This is a genomic window from Acidothermus cellulolyticus 11B (genome assembly GCF_000015025.1).
GTDB classification, from domain to species: domain Bacteria; phylum Actinomycetota; class Actinomycetes; order Acidothermales; family Acidothermaceae; genus Acidothermus; species Acidothermus cellulolyticus.
The window spans coordinates 1,444,343-1,465,038 of record NC_008578.1 but is presented as its reverse complement, the minus strand read 5'-3'; the positions used below and the strand labels follow the sequence as shown (position 1 = coordinate 1,465,038).

20 protein-coding genes are annotated in these 20,696 nt (G+C 67.5%); 19 read left to right on the top strand and 1 reads right to left on the bottom strand.

Annotated features, from left to right (window positions below):
* Positions 1–3 precede the first annotated feature (3 nt).
* The 12 genes from ACEL_RS06765 (at position 4) to nusB (ending at position 10,438) form a co-directional block, all read left to right on the top strand.
* The gene (locus ACEL_RS06765) at positions 4–1,611 is read left to right on the top strand and encodes a hypothetical protein (protein ID WP_011720150.1); all 1,608 of its coding nucleotides are present in this window, start codon (positions 4–6) and stop codon (positions 1,609–1,611) included.
* A gap of 25 nt (positions 1,612–1,636) precedes the next feature.
* Positions 1,637–2,425 carry a prepilin peptidase gene (locus ACEL_RS06760; protein WP_011720149.1) on the top strand — a complete coding sequence of 263 codons (789 nt, stop codon included), beginning with the start codon at positions 1,637–1,639 and terminating at the stop codon, positions 2,423–2,425.
* A 161-nt stretch (positions 2,426–2,586) separates the two neighbouring features.
* On the top strand, positions 2,587–3,675 hold the full coding sequence (gene pilM / locus ACEL_RS06755) for a type IV pilus assembly protein PilM (RefSeq protein WP_238378016.1): 1,089 nt from the start codon (positions 2,587–2,589) through the stop codon (positions 3,673–3,675).
* Complete coding sequence (locus ACEL_RS06750) at positions 3,672–4,337, top strand: PilN domain-containing protein (RefSeq protein ID WP_011720147.1); 666 nt, start codon at positions 3,672–3,674, stop codon at positions 4,335–4,337. Before pilM ends, ACEL_RS06750 begins: the two co-directional genes overlap by 4 nt.
* A 1-nt stretch (position 4,338) precedes the next feature.
* Entirely contained in the window at positions 4,339–5,133 is a 795-nt protein-coding gene (gspM, locus tag ACEL_RS06745; RefSeq protein WP_011720146.1) for a type II secretion system protein GspM, read from the top strand.
* 14 nt (positions 5,134–5,147) lie between these two features.
* Positions 5,148–5,807, top strand: a complete 660-nt coding sequence (locus tag ACEL_RS06740; protein ID WP_011720145.1) for a hypothetical protein — start codon at positions 5,148–5,150, stop codon at positions 5,805–5,807.
* A gap of 171 nt (positions 5,808–5,978) precedes the next feature.
* Positions 5,979–7,157, top strand: coding sequence for a chorismate synthase (gene aroC / locus ACEL_RS06735; protein ID WP_041834988.1), 1,179 nt, complete (start codon positions 5,979–5,981; stop codon positions 7,155–7,157).
* On the top strand, positions 7,157–7,675 hold the full coding sequence (locus tag ACEL_RS06730; protein WP_011720143.1) for a shikimate kinase: 519 nt from the start codon (positions 7,157–7,159) through the stop codon (positions 7,673–7,675). The genes aroC and ACEL_RS06730 overlap by 1 nt, the downstream gene beginning before the upstream one ends.
* A gap of 61 nt (positions 7,676–7,736) precedes the next feature.
* The gene (aroB, locus tag ACEL_RS06725; protein ID WP_011720142.1) at positions 7,737–8,822 is read left to right on the top strand and encodes a 3-dehydroquinate synthase; all 1,086 of its coding nucleotides are present in this window, start codon (positions 7,737–7,739) and stop codon (positions 8,820–8,822) included.
* Positions 8,819–9,268: a type II 3-dehydroquinate dehydratase gene (aroQ, locus tag ACEL_RS06720; RefSeq protein ID WP_011720141.1), complete on the top strand. Its 450-nt coding sequence runs from the start codon at positions 8,819–8,821 to the stop codon at positions 9,266–9,268. Before aroB ends, aroQ begins: the two co-directional genes overlap by 4 nt.
* 87 nt (positions 9,269–9,355) lie before the next feature.
* Positions 9,356–9,919, top strand: coding sequence for an elongation factor P (gene efp / locus ACEL_RS06715; RefSeq protein WP_011720140.1), 564 nt, complete (start codon positions 9,356–9,358; stop codon positions 9,917–9,919).
* Positions 9,920–10,000: 81 nt separating this feature from the next.
* Positions 10,001–10,438, top strand: coding sequence for a transcription antitermination factor NusB (nusB, locus tag ACEL_RS06710; RefSeq protein WP_011720139.1), 438 nt, complete (start codon positions 10,001–10,003; stop codon positions 10,436–10,438).
* Here the strand turns inward: nusB and bldD are convergent.
* The gene (gene bldD, locus ACEL_RS06705; protein ID WP_011720138.1) at positions 10,401–10,892 is read right to left on the bottom strand and encodes a transcriptional regulator BldD; all 492 of its coding nucleotides are present in this window, start codon (positions 10,890–10,892) and stop codon (positions 10,401–10,403) included. The two genes, nusB and bldD, sit on opposite strands and share 38 nt — an antisense overlap.
* Before the next feature lie 465 nt (positions 10,893–11,357).
* Here bldD and pyrR point away from each other — a divergent pair, with 465 nt between their 5' ends.
* From pyrR to ACEL_RS06670, 7 genes are read left to right on the top strand one after another with little or no spacing between them, the layout of a single operon-like run.
* Positions 11,358–12,023, top strand: a complete 666-nt coding sequence (pyrR, locus tag ACEL_RS06700) for a bifunctional pyr operon transcriptional regulator/uracil phosphoribosyltransferase PyrR (RefSeq protein ID WP_083760633.1) — start codon at positions 11,358–11,360, stop codon at positions 12,021–12,023.
* Positions 12,020–12,991 carry an aspartate carbamoyltransferase catalytic subunit gene (locus tag ACEL_RS06695; protein ID WP_011720136.1) on the top strand — a complete coding sequence of 324 codons (972 nt, stop codon included), beginning with the start codon at positions 12,020–12,022 and terminating at the stop codon, positions 12,989–12,991. The genes pyrR and ACEL_RS06695 overlap by 4 nt, the downstream gene beginning before the upstream one ends.
* Positions 12,988–14,274, top strand: coding sequence for a dihydroorotase (locus ACEL_RS06690; RefSeq protein ID WP_011720135.1), 1,287 nt, complete (start codon positions 12,988–12,990; stop codon positions 14,272–14,274). The genes ACEL_RS06695 and ACEL_RS06690 overlap by 4 nt, the downstream gene beginning before the upstream one ends.
* Positions 14,271–15,458: a glutamine-hydrolyzing carbamoyl-phosphate synthase small subunit gene (gene carA / locus ACEL_RS06685; protein WP_011720134.1), complete on the top strand. Its 1,188-nt coding sequence runs from the start codon at positions 14,271–14,273 to the stop codon at positions 15,456–15,458. Before ACEL_RS06690 ends, carA begins: the two co-directional genes overlap by 4 nt.
* Positions 15,458–18,739: a carbamoyl-phosphate synthase large subunit gene (carB, locus tag ACEL_RS06680; protein WP_011720133.1), complete on the top strand. Its 3,282-nt coding sequence runs from the start codon at positions 15,458–15,460 to the stop codon at positions 18,737–18,739. The genes carA and carB overlap by 1 nt, the downstream gene beginning before the upstream one ends.
* Complete coding sequence (locus tag ACEL_RS06675) at positions 18,739–19,632, top strand: dihydroorotate dehydrogenase electron transfer subunit (RefSeq protein ID WP_011720132.1); 894 nt, start codon at positions 18,739–18,741, stop codon at positions 19,630–19,632. Before carB ends, ACEL_RS06675 begins: the two co-directional genes overlap by 1 nt.
* Entirely contained in the window at positions 19,629–20,684 is a 1,056-nt protein-coding gene (locus tag ACEL_RS06670) for a dihydroorotate dehydrogenase (RefSeq protein ID WP_011720131.1), read from the top strand. Before ACEL_RS06675 ends, ACEL_RS06670 begins: the two co-directional genes overlap by 4 nt.
* The last annotated feature ends 12 nt before the right edge of the window (positions 20,685–20,696 follow it).

Here is a 20,696-nt window from a genome sequence, read left to right as displayed (position 1 = left end):
ACGATGATCGGCCTCATTCGCCGGGTGGTGCGGCGCCACGGAGCTCCGGACAGCGGCGCTGCGATGATTCTCGTCCTCGCGATGATTCTCATGGTGGCGGCGGCGACGACCCTCGCTGTCGGTGCCGTCATCGTGAATACCCAGGGTGCGTCGCTGGACCGGATGCGCGTGCAATCCGTCGACGCAGCTGAGGCCGGTATCGATGTCGCGTACGCCACGTTGCAAGCCTCCAGCGGTACGACAGTGCCCTGCCAGCTGAGTCAGACCTTGGGATCCCGGGGGTCGTACACCGTCACTCTCACCTATTACGCGTCGTATCCGCCGGCCTCCAATCAGGTGATTCCCTGCTCGCCGAACAGTGGCTTGACCCAGATCCCGCAGTCCGTGCTCATCCGTTCCACGGGAACTTCACCCGCCGGCTACAACGGATCGGCTTCCGGCGGAACGCGGACCATGGAGGCGCTGCTTCGGTTAAGTACGGCGCCGATGGCCGCGTTTGGCTTCGACAAGGCGATTTTCTCCAACAGCAACTTGCAGATGACGAATCAGGTGACCGTCACCAGCACGAGCAGTCTGACCGCGAACGTCTACACCAATGGCAACTTCCAATGCAACAGCAACCCCAACGTCGCCGGAAGCGTGTACACGCAGGGCACCGCTTACTTGACCAACAGTTGCGTGGTGCAAGGCGACGTCTGGGCGGCGAGCACGGTGACCGCCGACAGTACACCGACGATCGGCGGCCAGGTCCGCTCGAGCACCAGTGGAGCCAAGCTGCAGAGTACGGTGAAAATCAACGGCGACATCATCCTTGCCGGCACCCTAACGATTACCGACGGCAAGTCGCTGCCGATCGCGAACTGGAAGGGCGGTGTCTCCACCGGCGTCACCGGGATGCCGCTCCCACCCCAGCTCACGCTGCCCGTGGTGACCTGGCCGGTCAATCTGAGCGACTGGAACAACGGGCTCGGTGAAACGTTCACGATGGTGGACTGGCAGACCTGGGTGGCGACACACGCGCCCAACGCCCCGTCGTGGTCGCAGGTCTTCCCGAAAAACGGCGGAACGACCTACGCGTGCACGATCACCAGCGATTCGTATTCACTGAACGGCCCGCTCGTGCTGCCGTCGACACCGACTATCCTCAACGCCTACACCGACGGCTGTTCGAGCACCGGTATTGGCACGACAGGAAACTCGACAACGATAAAGGTCTATGCGGATACCGCGATTTTTGCCTCGAGCTTCACGCTCTCGAAAGTGACCATTCAGTCCGGCGACGGTAAGCCACACAAGCTCTGGATCATCGTACCCTGGGTCAACAACACCAACGGGAGCTGCACCAACAGTGGTGTCGACCAGAACCAGAGCATCAATACGAATACGTATCTCACCATTGATCCGCTGCTCACCACCCTCATGTACACCCCCGGAGGTTACAGCGGGAACAACACCGTGACGATGACCGGCCAACTGTATGCCTGCACGCTCAACATCGCCCGCAACACGCTCAACCTGACCTATGTGCCGCTTGGCGTCCCCGGGGCCAAGCTGAGCGTGGCGCAGACGTACCACGTTGACGTCGTGTATATCCGCGAAGTCGGCAACTAGACGGTGACGAGCGAGCTGAAGCAAGGTGACCGTGACGCACGCCCTTGAGTTCGCCATCGCCGCGGCGTTCGGCGCTATCGTCGGTTCTTTCCTCAACGTCGTGATCTGGCGGCTGCCGCGGGGAGAATCGATCATCCGCCCTCGGTCGAGATGCATCTCCTGCGGCGAGGCGATTCGACCGCGGGACAATGTGCCGATCGCCGGCTGGCTGCTGCTGCGCGGCCGGTGCCGCAGCTGCGGTGCGCGCATCCCGGTCCGGTATCCGCTCGTCGAAGCCCTGACCGCGGGACTCTTCATTCTCGGCCTGTGGCGGTTCGGTCTCAGTTGGGAGATGGCGTCGTTCTGGTATCTGAGCGCGGTTGGGGTCGCGCTCGCGTACATCGACCTCGACACCCACCGGCTGCCGGATCGGCTGACCCTACCGTCGTACGCCGTCGCCGCCGCGCTTCTTGGCGTCGCGGCGGTGACGCGGCATCGCCCCGAGCGCATGCTGCTCGCTCTCCTTGGCATGGCCGTGATGTACGGCTTCTTCTTCCTGCTTATGGTGATCAAGCCGGGCGGCATGGGCTTCGGTGATGTCAAACTTTCCGGAGTCCTGGGACTTTACCTCGGTTATCTCGGGCTCGGGATCCTCTTTGTCGGTGCGTTTCTTGCGTTCCTTCTCGGCGGTCTCGCCGCTGTCGGTGCGCTTGTCCGGCGCCGGGCGACCAGACACAGCACGATTGCCTTTGGGCCGGCACTCGTCGCCGGCGCACTGGCGGCAGCCCTCTTCGGGGGAGCGATCGTGCATGCCTACACGGGAATGCTTGCCTAAGAGCCTCCGCATCTCGGCCCGACGTCGCTGATTCCTTCCCCCTAGCGGTTGCTACTGTCCACGCATGCCGTCCGCCGAATGACGGCATCGGTGTCCGCCATTCGCTCAAGCTTCCGTTGCTCCCAACCGATGCCCTTTGTCGAGCATGCCACCAACCGGGTATGCAGGGACGGAGGGGAGATCAGGTGGCTGGACGGGCGCCTGTGGGCCTCGACATCGGAACGTCGTGCGTGCGGGGCGTGGAGGCGTCGATCGCACGAGGTTCGGTGCGCATTGACAGGTTTGGTCAAGTAGCTCTACCGGTCGGCGCTGTGCGGGACGGCGAAGTCGCGGACGTGGACCTCGTCGCGGCGGCGCTGCGCCGATTGTGGTCCGAGGTGGGTTTCAAAAGCCGCAAGGTGGCTCTTGGTGTGTCGAATCAACGGGTAGTCGTCCGGCAGGTCGACTTGCCCTGGATGGAGCTTGCCGAGCTGCGCAAGTCGCTGGGGTATCAGGTGGCGGACTTCCTGCCCATGCCGGTCGAGCAGGCGATTCTCGATTTCTATCCGGTTGAAGAGTACCTGAACGAAGCCGGCGCGCGGACCTTGCGTGTGTTGATTGTTGCAGGTGCCCGCGAGATGATTACGAACGCCGTTGAAGCGGTTCGCCGCGCCGGACTAAAACCAGCATCGGTGGACTTGACACCCTTCGCTCTGATCCGTGCCGTTGTCGGTCAGGAACAGCTGGGGATGGCATCGGACGCAGAGGCGATTGTCGACGTTGGAGCCCGGGTCACAAATATCGCGGTGCATCAAGGCGGCGTACCAAAATTCGTCCGGATTCTCTTGATTGGTGGTGCGGATATCACCGACAGCATTGCCGAGCGGCTCGGTGTACCGGTCGATGAGGCGGAGCGGCTGAAGTACAGCTTTGGTGTTCCGCTCAATGCGGTGGAGCGCGACGCTCACCCAGCGTCCCGCGCTATTGAGAACGCAACAGCGTCATTTGTGGACGAGATACGCGGCTCGCTGGACTATTACCTCGCCTCGCCCGGCGCGGTTCCTATTCGCCGTGTCGTCCTCACGGGCGGTGGATCACGTCTGCGGAATCTCGCGCAGCGGCTGGCATTTGCGACCCGCTTGCCGGTTGACACTGTCAACCCCTTTGCGACGATCCGCCTAGGACGGACGGGATTGTCGCAGGAACAGCTGGCGTATATCCAGCCGCTCGTGCCGGTGCCGATGGGTCTTGCCGTTGGAGGCCTTTCATGAGTGTGACTACAACCACCCGTGTCGGTGACTTGCCCCGGGTCAATCTGCTGCCGCCGGAGCTGCACGAACGGCGGCGGGTCCGTGCGGCTCAGGCGGGTGCCGGTGCGGCCATCGCTCTCGCATTGGTCGGAGTGGTTTTCGCTTACACGCAACAAGGGCATGCGGTTGACACGGCGAAGAAGCAGCTCGCCGATCAGCAGCAGCAGGAAACGCAGCTCACGGCGCAGCTTCGCCGTCTGAGTGACGTGCGCACGACGGCGGCACAGCTTGCGGCGTCGGAGGCTTTGCTGAGCCGTGCGATGGCCACCGAAATTCAGTGGTCCACGTTTCTGGCCGATTTCAGCGTTATTGTTCCCAATTCGGTCTGGCTCGTTCAGCTCAACGCGCAGGAAGATGTGCAGCCGGGGACTCTCGCCGCACCGAATGCCGCGCCGCAGACGGTCGGGTCGGTGACGCTGCAAGGCTACGGAAAGGCGTGGCCAGATCTGGCGACCTTGCTCGATTCGTTGGGGAAAGAGACGTCGCACGGAATTGTCCAACCGTACTTTAGTACCGCGCAAGAGACGTTCATCGGAACGGTGAAAGTCATCCAATATCAGGCATCGACGGCGCTGTCACCGGCGGCCCTCTCCGGCCGGTGCGTGAATCCTGGGAGTTGTTGAGATGGCAAAGGTCCGCCCGTGGATTGCGGCAGCCGTTATCGGCGTGCTGGCCGTCGTGTTGGGGGGTTGGCTGCTGTTCATCAAACCGCAGCAGAAGCATGCGGCTGATTTGCGCGCGCAAGTCCAGCAGCAAGTGCAGTCCAACAGTGCGCTGCAGAGCCAGGTCCGGACGCTTCGAGCACAGCGCACAGCACTGCCATCCGAGCAAGCGCGGATCGCCGCGATTCAGCGGAAGCTCCCGTCCGACCCCGGCCTGCCGGCGTACGTGCGGTTTCTCGCGAACGCCGCGGCCGCCACTCACGTAGAACTTGTTTCGGTGGCGCCCAGCCCGCCACAGACCGTCGCGCCGCCCACTCCCGGTGCCGGTGCCGTTCCGAACGCGGCTCCGACGCCGAGTCCGACGAGTACGCCCACAAGCGCGCCGGGCAACCAAAGCGTTTCTAATTCCGGCAGCGGCGGTGCGAACGCAGGCTCGAGCGGGGTTTCGACCGCACAGCTCCAGACAATCTCCGTGAAAATCACGGTCGTCGGCGACTACTTCGCTATTCAACAGTTCCTGGTGAAAATTGAGCACGCCGATCGGGCCACCCTAGTGACGGGCATCGCCCTAAACCCCGGCACGCTCCCAACCCCGGGCGGAATGGGAGTGAGCGTCCCGAACGGAGGTGTCGGCTCCGGCTCGTGGCAGACCCTCCAAGGAGATATCTCAGCCGTGATTTTCATGTCGTCGACGCCAGCACCCTCCACTTCCGTGAGCACCGTTGCTCCGTCGCCGGTCGCCACGCCGACGCGATAAACCAGGAGTACCCGATGTCCCAACCGATGCACGCTTCAACGGCAGCGAACGACGCGACCCGCCGACGCCAGCTCCTCCTCGTTGCGGCACTTGCGGTCGTCGTCGCGGCCGCGCTCGTCGTCTACCTCCTGCGGATGGGCTCAGGCGGATCATCGTCTAGCACCGCCCTTGGTCAGCCGCCGACCAACTTGTCACCGTCGGCGCGCGTGACGCCTGCGGCTACCCCGAGCGCTCTCGCCGTACCGGCCAATTACAACGGCCCGGTGGGGCACAATCCGTTCAAACCCCTGGTTGTTCCACCGCCTCCGACGAGTGCGGCGCCCTCGCCGTCGCCGTCCCCGACGCCGTCACTCGTGTTGCCGACCGCGGTGCCGACCGTGACCGTCTTCCCGACCCCGACAGGTCTGCCTACGGCAGGGAAGCTGCTCAAACTCACGCTCATAGCCGTTAACCCGAACACGCCGTCGGTGACGGTTGCCATTACCGACGTGGCCTCGAACACGACGCAGACCATCAGCGGGATCCGTCCCGGCCAGATATTCGACACCTACTTCAAGCTGGTATCCGTCCTTAGCTCGGACCCGAGTCAGCCGCCGGTCCAGTACGGCGCGGATTTCGAATACGGTGACCAGTTCATCCAGCTCGGTGTCGGGGAGACCGCAACCGTCGACTAGCGCCACGCGGCCCATCACGGCTGGCCGTCGCGGTCCGGGTGCGTCGGTCACGGCAGCGGCCCGACAGACCGGCGGACCGGCCGGCAGCCCATCCCGCGACCGTGGCCCGTGCCGGCGTCCGGCGTGCACCCGTGCCGGCGTCCGGCTTGCCGATGTGCGAGACTCGCGACCGTGCTCCGCTGGCTGACCGCAGGTGAATCGCACGGACCCGCGCTCGTCGCCGTCCTCGAAGGACTCCCCGCCGGGGTCGAGATCACCACGTCTGTGCTCGGCGACGCGCTCGCCCGCAGGCGGATGGGGTACGGCCGCGGCGCCCGGATGACCTTCGAACGCGACGAGGTCGAATTCCTTGGCGGCATCCGGCACGGCGTCACCATGGGCGGGCCGGTCGCCATCCGGATCGCCAATACCGAGTGGCCGAAGTGGCGGGAGGTCATGGCCGCGGATCCGGTGCCGCCGGAGCAGCTCGCCGACCTGGCCCGCGCTGCCCCGCTCACCCGCCCCCGGCCGGGCCACGCCGACCTGGTCGGGATGCAGAAATACCACCTCACCGACATCCGGCCCATCCTCGAACGCGCCAGTGCCCGGGAGACCGCCGCCCGGGTCGCCCTCGGCACGGTCGCGGCCGCGTTTCTCCGCCAAGCCGCCGGGATCGAGGTGCTCAGCCACGTCGTCGCGATCGGCCCGGTCTGCGCCCCGGCTGAACCGTTGCCGACGCCAGCCGACCGAGAGCGGATCGACGCCGACCCGGTCCGCTGCCTCGACCCGCAGGCCAGCGCGGCGATGGTCGCCGAGATCGACGCCGCGAAGAAGGACGGCGACACCCTCGGCGGCGTCGTGGAAGTCCTCGGCTACGGACTGCCGCCCGGTCTCGGCAGCCACGTGCACTGGGACCGCCGGCTGGACGCCCGGCTCGCCGCAGCGCTGATGAGCATTCAGGCCATCAAAGGGGTCGAGGTGGGCGACGGCTTCGCCACCGCACGGCGGCGGGGTTCGGCGGCGCACGACGAGATCGAGGCGGGCGCTGACGGGGTTCGGCGGCGGACCAACCGGTCCGGCGGCACAGAGGGTGGGATGTCCACCGGTGAGGTGCTGCGGGTGCGCGCCGCGATGAAACCGATCTCGACCGTCCCGCGGGCCCTGGACACCATCGACGTCACGACCGGCGAACCAGCCAAGGCGATCAACCAGCGCAGCGACGTGTGCGCCGTACCGGCTGCCGGCGTCGTGGCCGAGGCGATGGTGGAACTTGTGCTGGCCGATGCTCTATTGGAGAAGTTCGGCGGCGACCACGTCGTCGAAACCCGCCGCAACCTTCAGGCCTACCTCGACACCCTCGTCGTCCGCTGATGCCGCCGGTCGTCGTCCTCATCGGCCCGCCGGGGGCGGGCAAGAGCACCGTGGGTCGTGCCCTGGCGTCCCGGCTCGCCGTCTCGTTCGAGGACACCGACGACGTGATCGAACAGCGGGCGGGGAAGCGGATCGCGGAGATCTTTCTCACCGACGGCGAGGCGGCGTTCCGGCAATTGGAGAAGGCCGTCGTGGCGGACCGGCTCGCCGCCCACACCGGCGTCCTCGCCCTCGGCGGCGGTGCGATCTTGGACGACGATACCCGAGCCCTGCTCGCCGACCACACGGTGATCTATCTCGAGGTGGAGTTCAGCGAGGCGGTCCGGCGGGTCGGTCTCAATCGGGACCGTCCGCTCCTCCTCGGCAATCCGCGGGCTCAGCTCCGCGCCTTGATGGACGCCCGCCGGCCGTTGTACGAACAGACCGCCACTCACACCGTCGGCACGACCGGCCGGACGCCGGACGAGGTCGCGGACGAGATCGCCGCACTGATCACGGTTCGCGAGGAGAACCGATGACCGCGCACCAGGCGACGTCATCGGCCGGCAGTCGGCGGACTGGGAGCCGGCAGGTGATCCGATGACCCAGGTGGTCCGGGTCGGTGGCGAAGCGCCGTACGACGTGCGCATCGGCCGGGGCGTGCTGGCCGAGCTCGACACGCTGGTGCCAGCCGTCGTCCGCCGGGTCGCCGTCCTCCATCAGCCGACCGTCGCGTCCGTGGCGGACCGGATCGCCGCCGGTCTTGCCGCCCCGAACCGTGAGGTCTCGCTCTTCCCCTTGCCGGACGGCGAGGCGGCCAAGACCGTGGCCACGGCCGCGAACCTCTGGGACGGCCTGGCGTCCGCCGGCTTCACCCGCACGGATCTGATCATCGGAGTCGGCGGGGGGGCGGCGACCGACCTCGCCGGTTTCGTTGCGGCGACCTGGCTGCGCGGGGTGGACGTCGTCCAGGTGCCCACCACTCTCGCCGGGATGGTCGATGCTGCGATCGGCGGAAAGACCGGAATCAACCTGGACGCCGGCAAGAACCTCGTCGGCGCCTTTCACCCGCCCCGCGCGGTGCTCTGCGACGTCGGGCTCCTGGCCACCGTGCCGCCGGCGGACTACGCCGCCGGTCTGGCTGAAGTGATTAAAACCGGGTTCATCGCCGATCCGGTGATCCTCGAACTCGTCGAGGCGGACCCGGCAGCCGCCCGGACGCCGGCCGGCCCGCACACCGAAGAGCTCATCGTCCGGTCGGTGGCGGTGAAGGCGGCCGTGGTCGCCGCCGACCTTCGCGAGCGGATCGGCACCCAACTCGGCAGGGAAGTGCTGAACTACGGGCACACCCTTGGCCATGCGATCGAGCGCCGGGAGCAGTACCGGTGGCGGCACGGCGACGCGGTAGCGGTCGGCCTGGTGTTCGCCGCTGCGCTGGCCCGTCATGCTGGGCTGCTGGACGACGCCACCGCCGAGCGGCACCGGCGCATCCTGTCCGCCGTCGGTCTGCCGACCCGGTATCCGAAGGAAGCCTGGCCGGAACTCCGCGCTGCGATGGCGATCGACAAGAAGGCCCGGGGGAGCACGCTGCGGTTCGTCGTCCTGGAAGCGATCGGCCGGCCGCGCATCCTTGCCGATCCCGATCCGGCCGTCCTGGAGGCCGCCTACGCGGAGGTAGCCGAATGAGCCTGCGGGTACTCGTCCTCAACGGGCCGAACCTCTCCCGGCTCGGGGTGCGTGAGCCGGAGATCTACGGGACGGCGACGTACGACGACCTCGTCCGCGCCTGTCAGGAGACGGCCGCGGAGCTCGGCCTGGACGTCGACGTCCGGCAGACCAACGACGAGGCAGAACTGATCAGCTGGTTGCACGGCGCCGCCGACACCCGCACGCCCGTCGTCCTCAACCCCGCCGCCTTCACCCACTACTCGTACGCGCTGCGGGACGCCGTGGCGATGCGCACCGCGCCGCTCGTCGAGGTGCACCTCACGAATCCGGCGGCGCGCGAAGAGTTCCGGCACACCTCGGTGATCGCCGGCGTGGCCAGCGGCACGATCGCCGGGTTTGGTCTCGACTCGTACCGGCTCGCGCTGCGGGCGATTGCGGCGCTGCTGGCCGCCGGTTCCCGGTAGTGCGGCCGGCCGGCAGCCGCGCCGGGTACACTCACCTCGCGCTCGGATGAGCCGGCAAGTGATCTCGATGACGGGACAAGGGGAGACGTGGCCACCACCAACGACCTCAAGAACGGGATGACCCTCGACCTGGACGGCGAGCTCTGGAACGTCGTCGAATTTCAGCACGTCAAGCCCGGCAAGGGCCCAGCCTTCGTCCGGACCAAGCTCAAGCACGTGCTCACCGGCAAGGTGGTGGACAAGACCTTCAACGCCGGGGTGAAAGTCGACGTTGCAACGGTCGACAAGCGGACCATGCAGTACCTCTACCGCGAAGGTGACAGTTTCGTGTTCATGGACACCGAAACGTACGATCAATATCACATCCCGGCACAGACCGTCGGCGACGCCGCGAACTTCCTCCTGGAGAACGCCGAGGCGGTCGTCGCATTGCATGAGGGCACGCCGCTGTACGTCGAGCTGCCGGCCGCCGTCGAACTCACCATCACCTACACCGAGCCGGGCGTGCAGGGCGACCGGTCGACCGGCGGGACCAAGCCGGCGACGCTGGAGACCGGCGCGCAGATCCAGGTGCCGCTCTTCATCACCACGGGCGAGAAGGTGAAGGTCGATACCCGCACCGGCGAGTACCTCGGCCGCGCCAACTCCTGAGACCGGGCCGCTGCCGGGACCGGTTCATTCCCGAGACTCGTTCACTCCCACGACCACGTCGCCGTCCGTCGAAGGGACGTCATGCCGGCGCGAACCAAGGCCCGCAAGCGCGCCCTCGACGTGCTCTTCGAAGCTGACCTACGTGCCGCCGATCCGCTCGAGATCCTTGCTGATCACACGGCCCGGGCTGACACGCCAGTCCCGGAGTACGCGGTTCGGTTGGTCGAAGGAGTCGCAGCGCATCGAGCCGAGATCGATCGGATCATCGAACAGTTCGCGGTCGGCTGGACCCTGCAGCGGATGCCCACGGTCGACCGCAACATCCTCCGGCTCGCGATCTACGAGCTGCTCTGGGTCACCGAGGTTCCGGACGCCGTTGTGCTGGCCGAGGCGGTGAAGCTGGCCCAGGACCTCTCAACGGCCGAGTCGGCGCCGTTCGTCAACGGCGTACTCGCCGCTGTACGGGCGAACCAGGCGACGGTTACAGCGAGTCCACCGCCCGGCGAGCCTCCGGATTGAGCACACCCCAGGAGATCAACTCTTCGGTCAACGAGCTCGGTGACGCATCGTAGATCACTGCCAGCGAGCGGAGATCGTCCTGGCGGATCGAGAGCACCCGTCCGTTATAGTCACCGCGCTGCGCTTGGATGGTCCGTGCGTAGCGGGCCAACGGCCTGGACTTCTCCGGCGGGACGACCGCCAGCCGTTCCAGATCGATGACCAGCCGCGGCGGCGGTTCGGCGGCACCGCTGGGTTCGGCGTCCGGGAGGAGCTCAGCGACGGGAACACCGTAGAACTCGGCCAGCTCGGCGAGCCGCTGGACGGTGACCGCTCGATCACCCCGCTCGTACGAGCCGACGACGACGGCCTTCCACTTGCCTTGGGATTTCTCTTCGACAGCGTGGAGGGAGAGCCCCTGCTGGGTGCGGATGGCGCGGAGTCGGGCGCCAAGCGCCTTCGCGTAGTCGTTCACGGCAACCTCACTCCCGTGCGAACCTGGCCGAACGCCGGTCTCACCATTGGCTTCCCCGGGCCGAACCCGGTCGAGGCGACCCCGGATGACGCCTGGGCCGGGCAGGCCCAGGCATGGTGACCGCGCGATCACCCGAGGTCCCAGCCGCGCTCGTTACGCAGTGTGACGGTAGGCCGACGATTTTCGCGCGTCAAGCAGAATCGCCGATCCCTACCCGGATGGCCATCAATCGGGTGCAATCGGCCTAATTACGGATCGGCTGGGCGGAGTAATCCGGACTGCTCCGGTTGGCGGAATTGGCCGTCTCCGGTTGGCGGAATTGGCCGTCTCCGGTCGGCGGAATTGGCCGTCGCCGGGTCGGGTTCATTGACCGAGGGCCGTCTCTGCTATGGTTAGCCGAAACCGACATCCTTTAAGGCCCGTCCAGCGAGGCGGGGAAGGAGGTCGCTCGTGGTACGCGCGCGCATCGACGATTCTGCTGCTCCTCCTATTCCTGCTGATCTTTTGGACCGTGGCTTTCGGTCTGTTCTCGATGCCGCCGACATTGGACGGGCGCTGACCCGGATCGCGCACGAAATTCTGGAACGCACCAGAGGCGGGCACGACGTCGTGCTCCTTGGCATTCCGACCCGCGGCGTGCCGCTCGCCAACCGGCTCGCCGAACGGATGAGCCATGTCGAATCCCGGCCGATCCCGGTCGGCTCCCTCGACGTGACCATGTACCGCGACGACCTGCGCCTTCGCCCGGCTCGGACGCTTGGCCGCACCGACATCCCGGCGTCCGGCGTGGACGGCGCTCTCGTCGTCCTCGTCGACGACGTGCTCTTCTCCGGCCGGACGATCCGGGCCGCACTCGACGCGCTGCACGAGGTTGGCCGGCCACGGGCGGTCCAGCTGGCCGTCCTGGTGGATCGCGGCCACCGGGAACTGCCCATCAAGGCGGATTACGTCGGAAAGAACCTGCCGACGTCCCGGGCCGAGCAGGTCGCGGTGCGCCTCACCGAGATCGACGGCGTGGACGGCGTCTTCGTCGGGCCTGCCGACCGGACCCGCGCGGCCGGCACGGGTGATCCCAGCCATCCGCCGCAGTACGACCCGGGGGTGCCGGCGGTTCACAGAGGTGCCCGATGATGCGGCACCTGCTCTCGGCTGGCGACCTGACCCGCGACGACGCGCTGCTCATCCTGGACACCGCGGCGGAACTGGCGCGGCTGGCCGACCGGCCGATCAAGAAGCTGCCGACCCTGCGGGGACGGACGATCGTCAACCTGTTCTACGAAGATTCCACCCGGACCCGGACCTCGTTCGAAGCCGCCGCCAAGCGGCTCTCCGCTGACGTGATCAACTTCTCCGCGAAGGGGTCGAGCGTCTCCAAGGGCGAGAGTCTCAAGGACACGGCGCTCACCCTCGAAGCGATGGGTACCGACGCGGTCGTCATTCGCCATTGGGCCAGCGGTGCCCCCCATCGCCTTGCCGGCTGGGTCCGCGGCTCGGTGATCAATGCGGGTGACGGCACCCACGAGCATCCCACCCAGGCGCTCCTCGACGCGTACACGATCCGACGGCATCTCGGCGGTGTGGATGGGCGCCGGGTGGCGATCGTCGGCGACATCCTGCACAGCCGGGTCGCGCGGTCGAACGTCACGTTGCTGCACACCCTCGGGGCGGAGGTCACCCTCGTCGCGCCGCCGACCCTGCTCCCGGTCGGCGTGGAGAGCTGGCCGTGCGCGGTCTCGTATGAGCTGGACGGCGTACTGCCGAAGTGCGACGCCGTCATGCTGCTCCGGGTACAGCGGGAGCGGATGCAGGCGGCCTTCTTCCCCACCTCGCGGGAGTACAGCCGCCGGTATGGGCTGGACGCCGCCCGCCTCGCGCTGCTGCCGGAGCACGCGATCGTGCTCCACCCGGGACCGATGAACCGGGGCGTCGAGATCGCCGCAGAAGTCGCGGATTCGCCACGGTCGGTGGTGGTCGAGCAAGTCGCCAACGGGGTCGTCGTGCGGATGGCCGTGCTCTACCTCCTCCTTGGCGGGGGTGAGCCCGCGCTGGCCGGACGGGCGGCCGAACCGGCCGCGGCCGCGATCGGGGGTGGCTGGTGAACCGGTGGCTGCTGCGCGGCGGGCGAATCCTCGGTGGTGACCCGGCGGACATCCTGATTGCCGGTGACTCGATTGCCGAGATCGGTGCCGGGCTGACCGCCGCTGGTGCCGAGATCGTCGACGCCGGCGGGCTCGTCGTCCTGCCTGGTCTCGTTGATCTGCACACGCATCTGCGGGAGCCGGGACGGGAAGACGCCGAGACGATCGAGTCCGGCACGCTGGCTGCCGCCCTCGGCGGTTTCACCGCTGTCCATGCGATGGCCAACACCGATCCGGTCGCCGACACCGCCGGTGTCGTTGAGCAGGTGTGGCTCGCCGGCCATGAGGCCGGGCACTGCGACGTCGCTCCGGTCGGTGCGGTGACGGTGGGCCTCGCCGGCGAGCGGCTCGCCGAGCTCGGTGCGATGGCGGACTCGCACGCCCGGGTCCGGGTCTTCTCCGACGACGGCAGGTGCGTCGCCGACCCTCTGCTCATGCGCCGAGCCCTGGAGTACGTCAAGGCGTTTGACGGCGTCATCGCCCAGCATGCGCAGGAGCCTCGGTTGACCGAGGACGCTCAGCTGAATGAAGGGGAGGTGTCGGCCCGGCTCGGGTTGGCCGGCTGGCCGGCTGCAGCCGAAGAGTCGATCATTGCCCGGGACGTGCTCCTCGCCGGCCACGTCGGTTCGCGCGTCCACATCTGCCACGTCTCCACCGCCGGGTCGGTGGAACTGATCCGGTGGGCCAAGGCCCGCGGGATCGCCGTCACCGCGGAGGTCACCCCGCATCACCTCCTGCTCACCGACGATCTCGCGGTGAGCTACGACCCGGTGTTTAAGGTGAACCCGCCGCTGCGGACCGCGGCGGACGTCGCCGCCCTGCGCGCCGGGCTTGCCGACGGCACGATCGACGCGGTCGCCACCGATCACGCCCCCCACCCGGTGGAAGCCAAGGAATGCGAATGGGCGGCGGCCGCACCCGGGATGATCGGGCTGCAGACCGCGCTCTCTGTCGTCGCACTGGCGATGGTCGAGACCGGCCTGCTCGATTGGGCCGGAGTCGCGGACCGGATGTCGATCCGGCCCGCCCGGATCGGGCGGCTCACCACCCACGGCCGGCCCATCGCTGTCGGCTCACCCGCCAACCTCACCCTCATCGACCCCACGGCCCGGTGGGTCGTCGAGCCGTCGGTCCTCGTGTCCAAATCGCGCAACACCCCATTTCTCGGAAAGGAGTTACCGGTGCGCGTCGTCCACACGTTCCTTCACGGCACCCCGACAGTCCTCGACGGGAAGCCGGCATGACCGGGGGCAACGGGTCTGTGCCCACCGCGGTTCCCGCCGGCACGTCGCTGCGGGCCCGACCGCCGGCGGTCCTCGTCCTGGAGGACGGGCGGACCTTCCACGGCCGGGCGTACGGCGTGATCGGTGAGACGTTCGGTGAGGCCGTGTTCGCCACCGGCATGACGGGCTACCAGGAGACGCTCACCGATCCGAGCTACCACAAGCAGGTCGTCGTCATGACGGCGCCGCACATCGGCAACACCGGCGTGAACGACGAAGACCCCGAATCCGCGCGGATCTGGGTGAGCGGATACGTCGTCCGTGACCCGGCGCGGATCCCGTCGAATTGGCGAGCGCAGCGCACCCTCGATGACGAGCTCGCCCGGTACGGCGTCGTCGGAATCTGCGGCATTGATACGCGGGCGTTGACTCGGCACCTGCGCGAACGCGGTGCGATGCGGGTGGGGATTTCCAGCATTGACCCGGATCCGCAGGCGCTATTGGAGAAAGTGCTGGCTGCTCCGTCAATGGTCGGTGCCGACCTTGCTGAAGAGGTCTGCACCCGCGAACCGTACGTGGTACCGGCGCAGGGAGCGAAACGGTTCACCGTCGCCGCGGTCGACCTCGGCATCAAGGCAATGACGCCGAAACTCATGGCGCAGCGGGGAATCGACGTCCACGTGTTGCCGGCGTGGGCGACCATCGATGACATTCTTGCGTGCGAGCCGGACGGCGTATTCTTCTCCAACGGTCCCGGCGACCCGGCGGCCACCACCGGGCCGGTGCGGGTGCTCGGGGAGGTTCTGGCGCGCCGCATTCCGTTCTTCGGTATTTGCTTTGGAAACCAACTCCTCGGCCGCGCGCTGGGATTCGGTACGTACAAATTGCGGTACGGGCATCGCGGCATCAACCAACCGGTCGCTGACCGGCGTACCGGGAAGGTGGAGATCACGGCGCATAACCACGGTTTCGCGGTCGACGCTCCGCTGGATGGCATCGCCGAGACACCGTTCGGGCGGGTGCGGGTGAGCCACGTCTGCCTCAACGACGGGGTGGTCGAGGGCCTGGAATGCCTGGATGTACCGGCATTCTCCGTGCAATACCATCCGGAAGCCGCCGCCGGGCCGCACGACGCCGGGTATCTCTTCGACCGCTTCGTTCACCTGATGTCCACAGGACGGCTCGACGACGAAGGGACGTGCTGATGCCGCGCCGCACCGATCTCCACTCGGTCCTCGTGATCGGCTCTGGGCCGATCGTCATTGGTCAGGCTTGTGAATTCGACTACTCGGGGACGCAGGCGTGCCGGGTGTTGAAGGCGGAAGGGCTGCGGGTCATCTTGGTGAATTCCAATCCGGCCACCATCATGACCGATCCGGAATTCGCCGATGCCACCTACGTTGAGCCCATTACCCCCGAGTACGTCGAGAAAATCATCGCCAAAGAGCGGCCGGACGCGTTGCTCGCAACTCTGGGCGGCCAGACCGCGCTCAATACCGCGGTCGCGCTGCATGAGGCCGGAGTGCTGGAGAAGTACGGCGTCGAACTCATCGGTGCTGACATCAACGCGATCCAGGCCGGCGAGAATCGGCAGCGGTTCAAGGAAATTGTCGAAAGCGTCGGCGCCGAGAACGCGCGGTCGGCCATCTGCCACAGTCTCGAGGATTGTTTCGCCGCGGTTCGTGATCTCGGGTACCCCGTCGTCGTCCGGCCGTCCTTCACCCTCGGCGGTGCCGGCAGCGGGATTGCCTATAACGCAGAGGACCTCGAGCGGATCGCCGGCGCCGGCCTGCATGCCAGCCCGACGCACGAAGTGCTCCTCGAAGAATCCGTTCTCGGATGGAAGGAGTACGAGCTGGAGCTGATGCGGGACCGCAACGACAACGTCGTGGTGGTCTGCCCCATCGAGAATTTGGATCCGATGGGGGTGCACACGGGTGATTCCATCACCGTCGCACCGGCCCTCACGTTGACCGACCGGGAGTACCAGAAGCTCCGGGACATCGCCATTGCCGTCCTGCGGGCCGTCGGGGTGGACACCGGCGGATGCAATATCCAGTTCGCCGTCGATCCGAAGACCGGCCGGGTCATCGTCATCGAGCTGAATCCGCGGGTGTCTCGGTCATCGGCGCTGGCGAGCAAGGCGACCGGTTTTCCCATCGCGAAAATCGCCGCGAAGCTGGCGCTCGGCTACACACTCGACGAAATTCCCAACGACATCACGAAGAAGACGCCGGCGAGCTTCGAGCCGACCATCGACTACGTGGTGGTCAAAGTTCCGCGGTTCGCCTTCGAGAAGTTCCCGGGAGCCGACGATACGCTGACCACCACCATGAAAAGCGTCGGCGAGGCAATGGCGATCGGGCGGAATTTCCCCGAGGCTCTGCAGAAGGCATTACGGTCGACGGAGAAATCCGGAGCTGTCTTCCGCTGGTCCGGTCCGGTCGAGGACAAGTCGGCGCTGCTCGAGCGGGTCCGCCGTCCGCACGACGGACGCATCGTGACCGTCCAGCAAGCCCTCCGCGCCGGGGCCACCGTCGACGAGCTTCATGCAGCCTCGGGCATCGATCCGTGGTTTCTGGACCAAATCGCGCTTCTCCACGGCATCGCGGAGGAGCTTCGCGACGCCGCCGAGCTGGACGCCGAGCTGCTGCGGTACGCCAAGCGTTACGGATTCTCTGACGCGCAGATCGGCGAGATTCGCGGTGTCACGGAGGACGAGATCCGGCGCCGCCGGCACACGCTCGGCATCCGGCCGGTGTTCAAGACGGTCGATACCTGCGCCGGGGAGTTCGCCGCGGAAACACCGTACTTTTACTCGAGTTACGACGAGGAGTCCGAGGTGGCCCCGCGGGCCGAACCGGCCGTCGTCATCCTCGGCTCGGGGCCGAACCGGATCGGTCAGGGCGTCGAATTCGATTACTCCTGCGTGCACGCAAGTTTCGCCTTGCGGGATGCGGGTTTCCGGACTGTCATGGTGAACTGCAACCCCGAAACGGTCTCCACCGACTACGACACCAGCGACCGGCTGTACTTCGAGCCCCTCACCTTGGAAGACGTCCTCGAAGTCGTGCACGCCGAACAGCAGGCCGGTCCGATCGCGGGTGTCATCGTGCAGCTCGGCGGTCAGACGCCGCTCAAACTCGCCCGGGCTCTCGAGGCGGAGGGAGTGCCGATCGTCGGTACGCCGCCGGCGTCCATTCACTTGGCGGAGGACCGGGGTGCATTCGGCGAGGTGCTCCGTCGCGCCGGCCTGCCCGCCCCCCGGTACGGCACGGCGACGTCGTACGCGGAGGCCCGGCGCATCGCCGACGAGATCGGATATCCGGTGTTGGTCCGGCCCAGTTACGTCCTCGGCGGCCGCGGCATGGAAATCGTGTACGACGCAGGCATGCTCGAGGAGTACATGGCGAGAGCCACCGAGGCCAGCCCGGAACACCCGGTGCTGATTGACCGGTTCCTCGACGACGCCGTGGAAATTGACGTCGATGCACTCTTCGACGGCGAGGAGCTGTACATCGCCGGGGTGATGGAGCACATTGAAGAGGCCGGAATTCACTCCGGTGATTCCGCCTGTGTGCTGCCGCCCATCACCCTTGGCTCCGATGACATCCGCCGGATCCGGGAATCGACGCGGGCCATCGCCGAAGGTGTCGGGGTCCGCGGTCTGCTCAATGTGCAGTACGCGATTGCCGGCGATGTGCTGTACGTGCTCGAAGCCAATCCCCGGGCCAGCCGCACCGTGCCGTTTGTCTCCAAGGCCACCGACGTGCCGGTGGCCAAGGCGGCCGCCCGCATCATGCTCGGCGCCCGCATCCGCGAGCTCCGCGCCGAGGGGCTGCTACCGCCCGCCGGCGACGGCACGGACCTGCCGCCGAACGCGTCGGTCGCCGTCAAGGAAGCCGTCCTGCCGTTCGGCCGGTTCCGGGGTGTCGACACCCTGCTTGGTCCGGAGATGAAGTCCACCGGCGAGGTCATGGGCATTGACACGGAATTCGGCATCGCCTTCGCGAAGTCGCAGGCCGCGGCGTACGGTTCGCTGCCGACCAAAGGGCGTGCCTTCGTCTCGGTCGCCAATCGCGACAAGCGGGCCATCATCTTCCCCATCAAGCGGCTCGCCGACCTCGGTTTCGAAATCCTTGCCACCGAAGGCACCGCGCACGTCCTTCGCCGCAACGGCGTGCAGGTGACCGTCGTCCGCAAACACAGCGACGGTCCGGGACCGCACGGCGAACCCACGATCGTGACGAGAATCCTGGACGGCGAGATCGACCTCATCGTGAACACCCCGTTCGGCCTCGGCCCTCGGGTCGACGGCTACGAAATCCGCACCGCCGCCGTCCGGCGTGGCATTCCCTGCATGACGACCGTGCAGGGGCTCGCGGCCTGCGTCCAAGGCATCGAGGCGCTGCTCCGGGGTGACGTCACCGTGCGCAGCCTGCAAGAGCACGCGGTTGCGCTCCGCGCCGCCCGAAGGAGCTCCTGATGCCCGTCCAGGTGCGCGGCGAGGTGCTCGCCAACCGGCGCGCCGGCGCCTACCACCTGGTGAGCGTGGTCGCCCCGGGGATCGCCGAACAGGCCAAGCCCGGCCAGTTCGTCACCGTCGCCGTCGGCGACGAACCGACCAGCATGCTGACCCGCCGGGCTTTCTCCATTTACCAGGTCCGGCCGCGCGGGGTGTTCGGCGGAACCGTCGAGGTGGTGTTCGCGGTCGTCGGCGCGGGCACTGCGTGGCTGGCGGCCCGTCAGCCGCACGACGTCATCGACCTCGTGGGTCCCCTGGGCCGGCCGTTCTCCCTCCCGAAGCAACCGGCCACCTGCGTGCTGGTCGGCGGCGGGTACGGCGCGGCGCCGCTCTTCCCGCTCGCGGAGGCGTTGCGCGCGCGGGGCTGCCGCATCGACGTCATCCTTGGCGCCGCCACCGAGGACCGGCTCTTCGGCACCTTGGAGGCCAAGCGCATGTCGGCCACCCTCACGGTCACCACGGTCGACGGGTCGGTCGGCGTCCGCGGCATGGTCTCTGACGTGCTCCCCGAGGTGCTGTCCGCCACCGGCGCGGACGTCGTCTACGCCTGCGGTCCGATGCCGATGCTCCGCGCCGTCACAGCGATAGCCGCCGCGGCGGGGGTGCCGTGCCAGGTCGCCGTCGAGGAGCAGATGGCCTGCGGCATCGGGGTCTGCATGACCTGCGTCCTGCCCGTGATCGGTGACGACGGCGTGACCCGGATGGTCCGGTCCTGCGTTGACGGTCCGGTCTTCTACGGTGAGCGGGTGCGGTTCGACGACATCGGCACCGTTCCCGCGGACGCCTGGGGAGCCTCGGACGCCGCGCCCGTCGACACCTGGCCGCGGACCGCCGCGCCGATGGGACGCCGATGACGACCACCGGTTCACCGCACACCGGCTTTGCGGTGCGGGCAACACCACGCCGGACGGCCGCACCGGCTGTCGATCTGACGACGCAGCTGGGATCCGTGGTCCTGCCCAATCCGGTCACGACGGCGTCCGGTTGCGCCGCGGCAGGGCGCGAGCTCGGCCAGTTCGTCGACGTTTCCACGCTGGGTGCGGTCGTGACAAAATCGATCATGCTGGCGCCTCGGGCGGGACGGCCGACACCGCGGATGGCGGAAACGCCGAGTGGACTGCTCAACGGCATCGGCCTGCAAGGTCCGGGAATCGACGAATTCCTTGAGCATGATCTGCCGTGGCTGGCTGAGCATGGCGCCCGGGCGATCGTGTCGATTGCCGGATCGAGCGTCGGGGAGTACGCGGCGCTCGCCGCCCGGCTCCGGGGTGCCGCTCCGGTCGTGGCGCTCGAGGTGAACATCTCCTGCCCCAACGTGGAGGACCGCGGCCAGGTGTTCGCCTGCGATCCGCGGGCCGCCAGCGCTGTGCTGGCCGCCGTCCGGGAAGCCGCGGACCCGGCGGTCCCTGTCTTCGCGAAACTCTCCCCGGACGTCACCGACATCGTGGCCGTCGCCACGGCGTGTGTCGCCGCCGGCGCGGACGGCCTCTCGCTGATCAACACGCTCCTCGGGCTGGTGATCGATACCGAAACCCTGCGGCCCGCGCTCTCCGGGGTCACCGGTGGTCTGTCAGGTCCGGCGATCCGCCCGGTCGCGGTCCGCTGTGTCTGGCAGGTGCACGCCGCACTCCCGGACGTACCGATCATCGGCATGGGTGGAATACGAAGCGGCTTGGATGCCCTGCAGTTCCTGCTCGCCGGAGCGTGTGCGGTCAGCGTCGGGACGGAAATCTTCCACGATCCGAGCGCACCAGCCCGGATCCGTGATGAGCTTGCCGAGGCGCTTGCCGCCCGGGGCTTCCAGCGGGTCAGCGATGTGATCGGCCTGGCGCACCGCGGCGGTTCCGTGGCGGAGGGTGGCGATTCCCTGGCGCGCGGTGACGATTTCCTCGGCGCTCGGCGATAGAGGGGAGCTGCG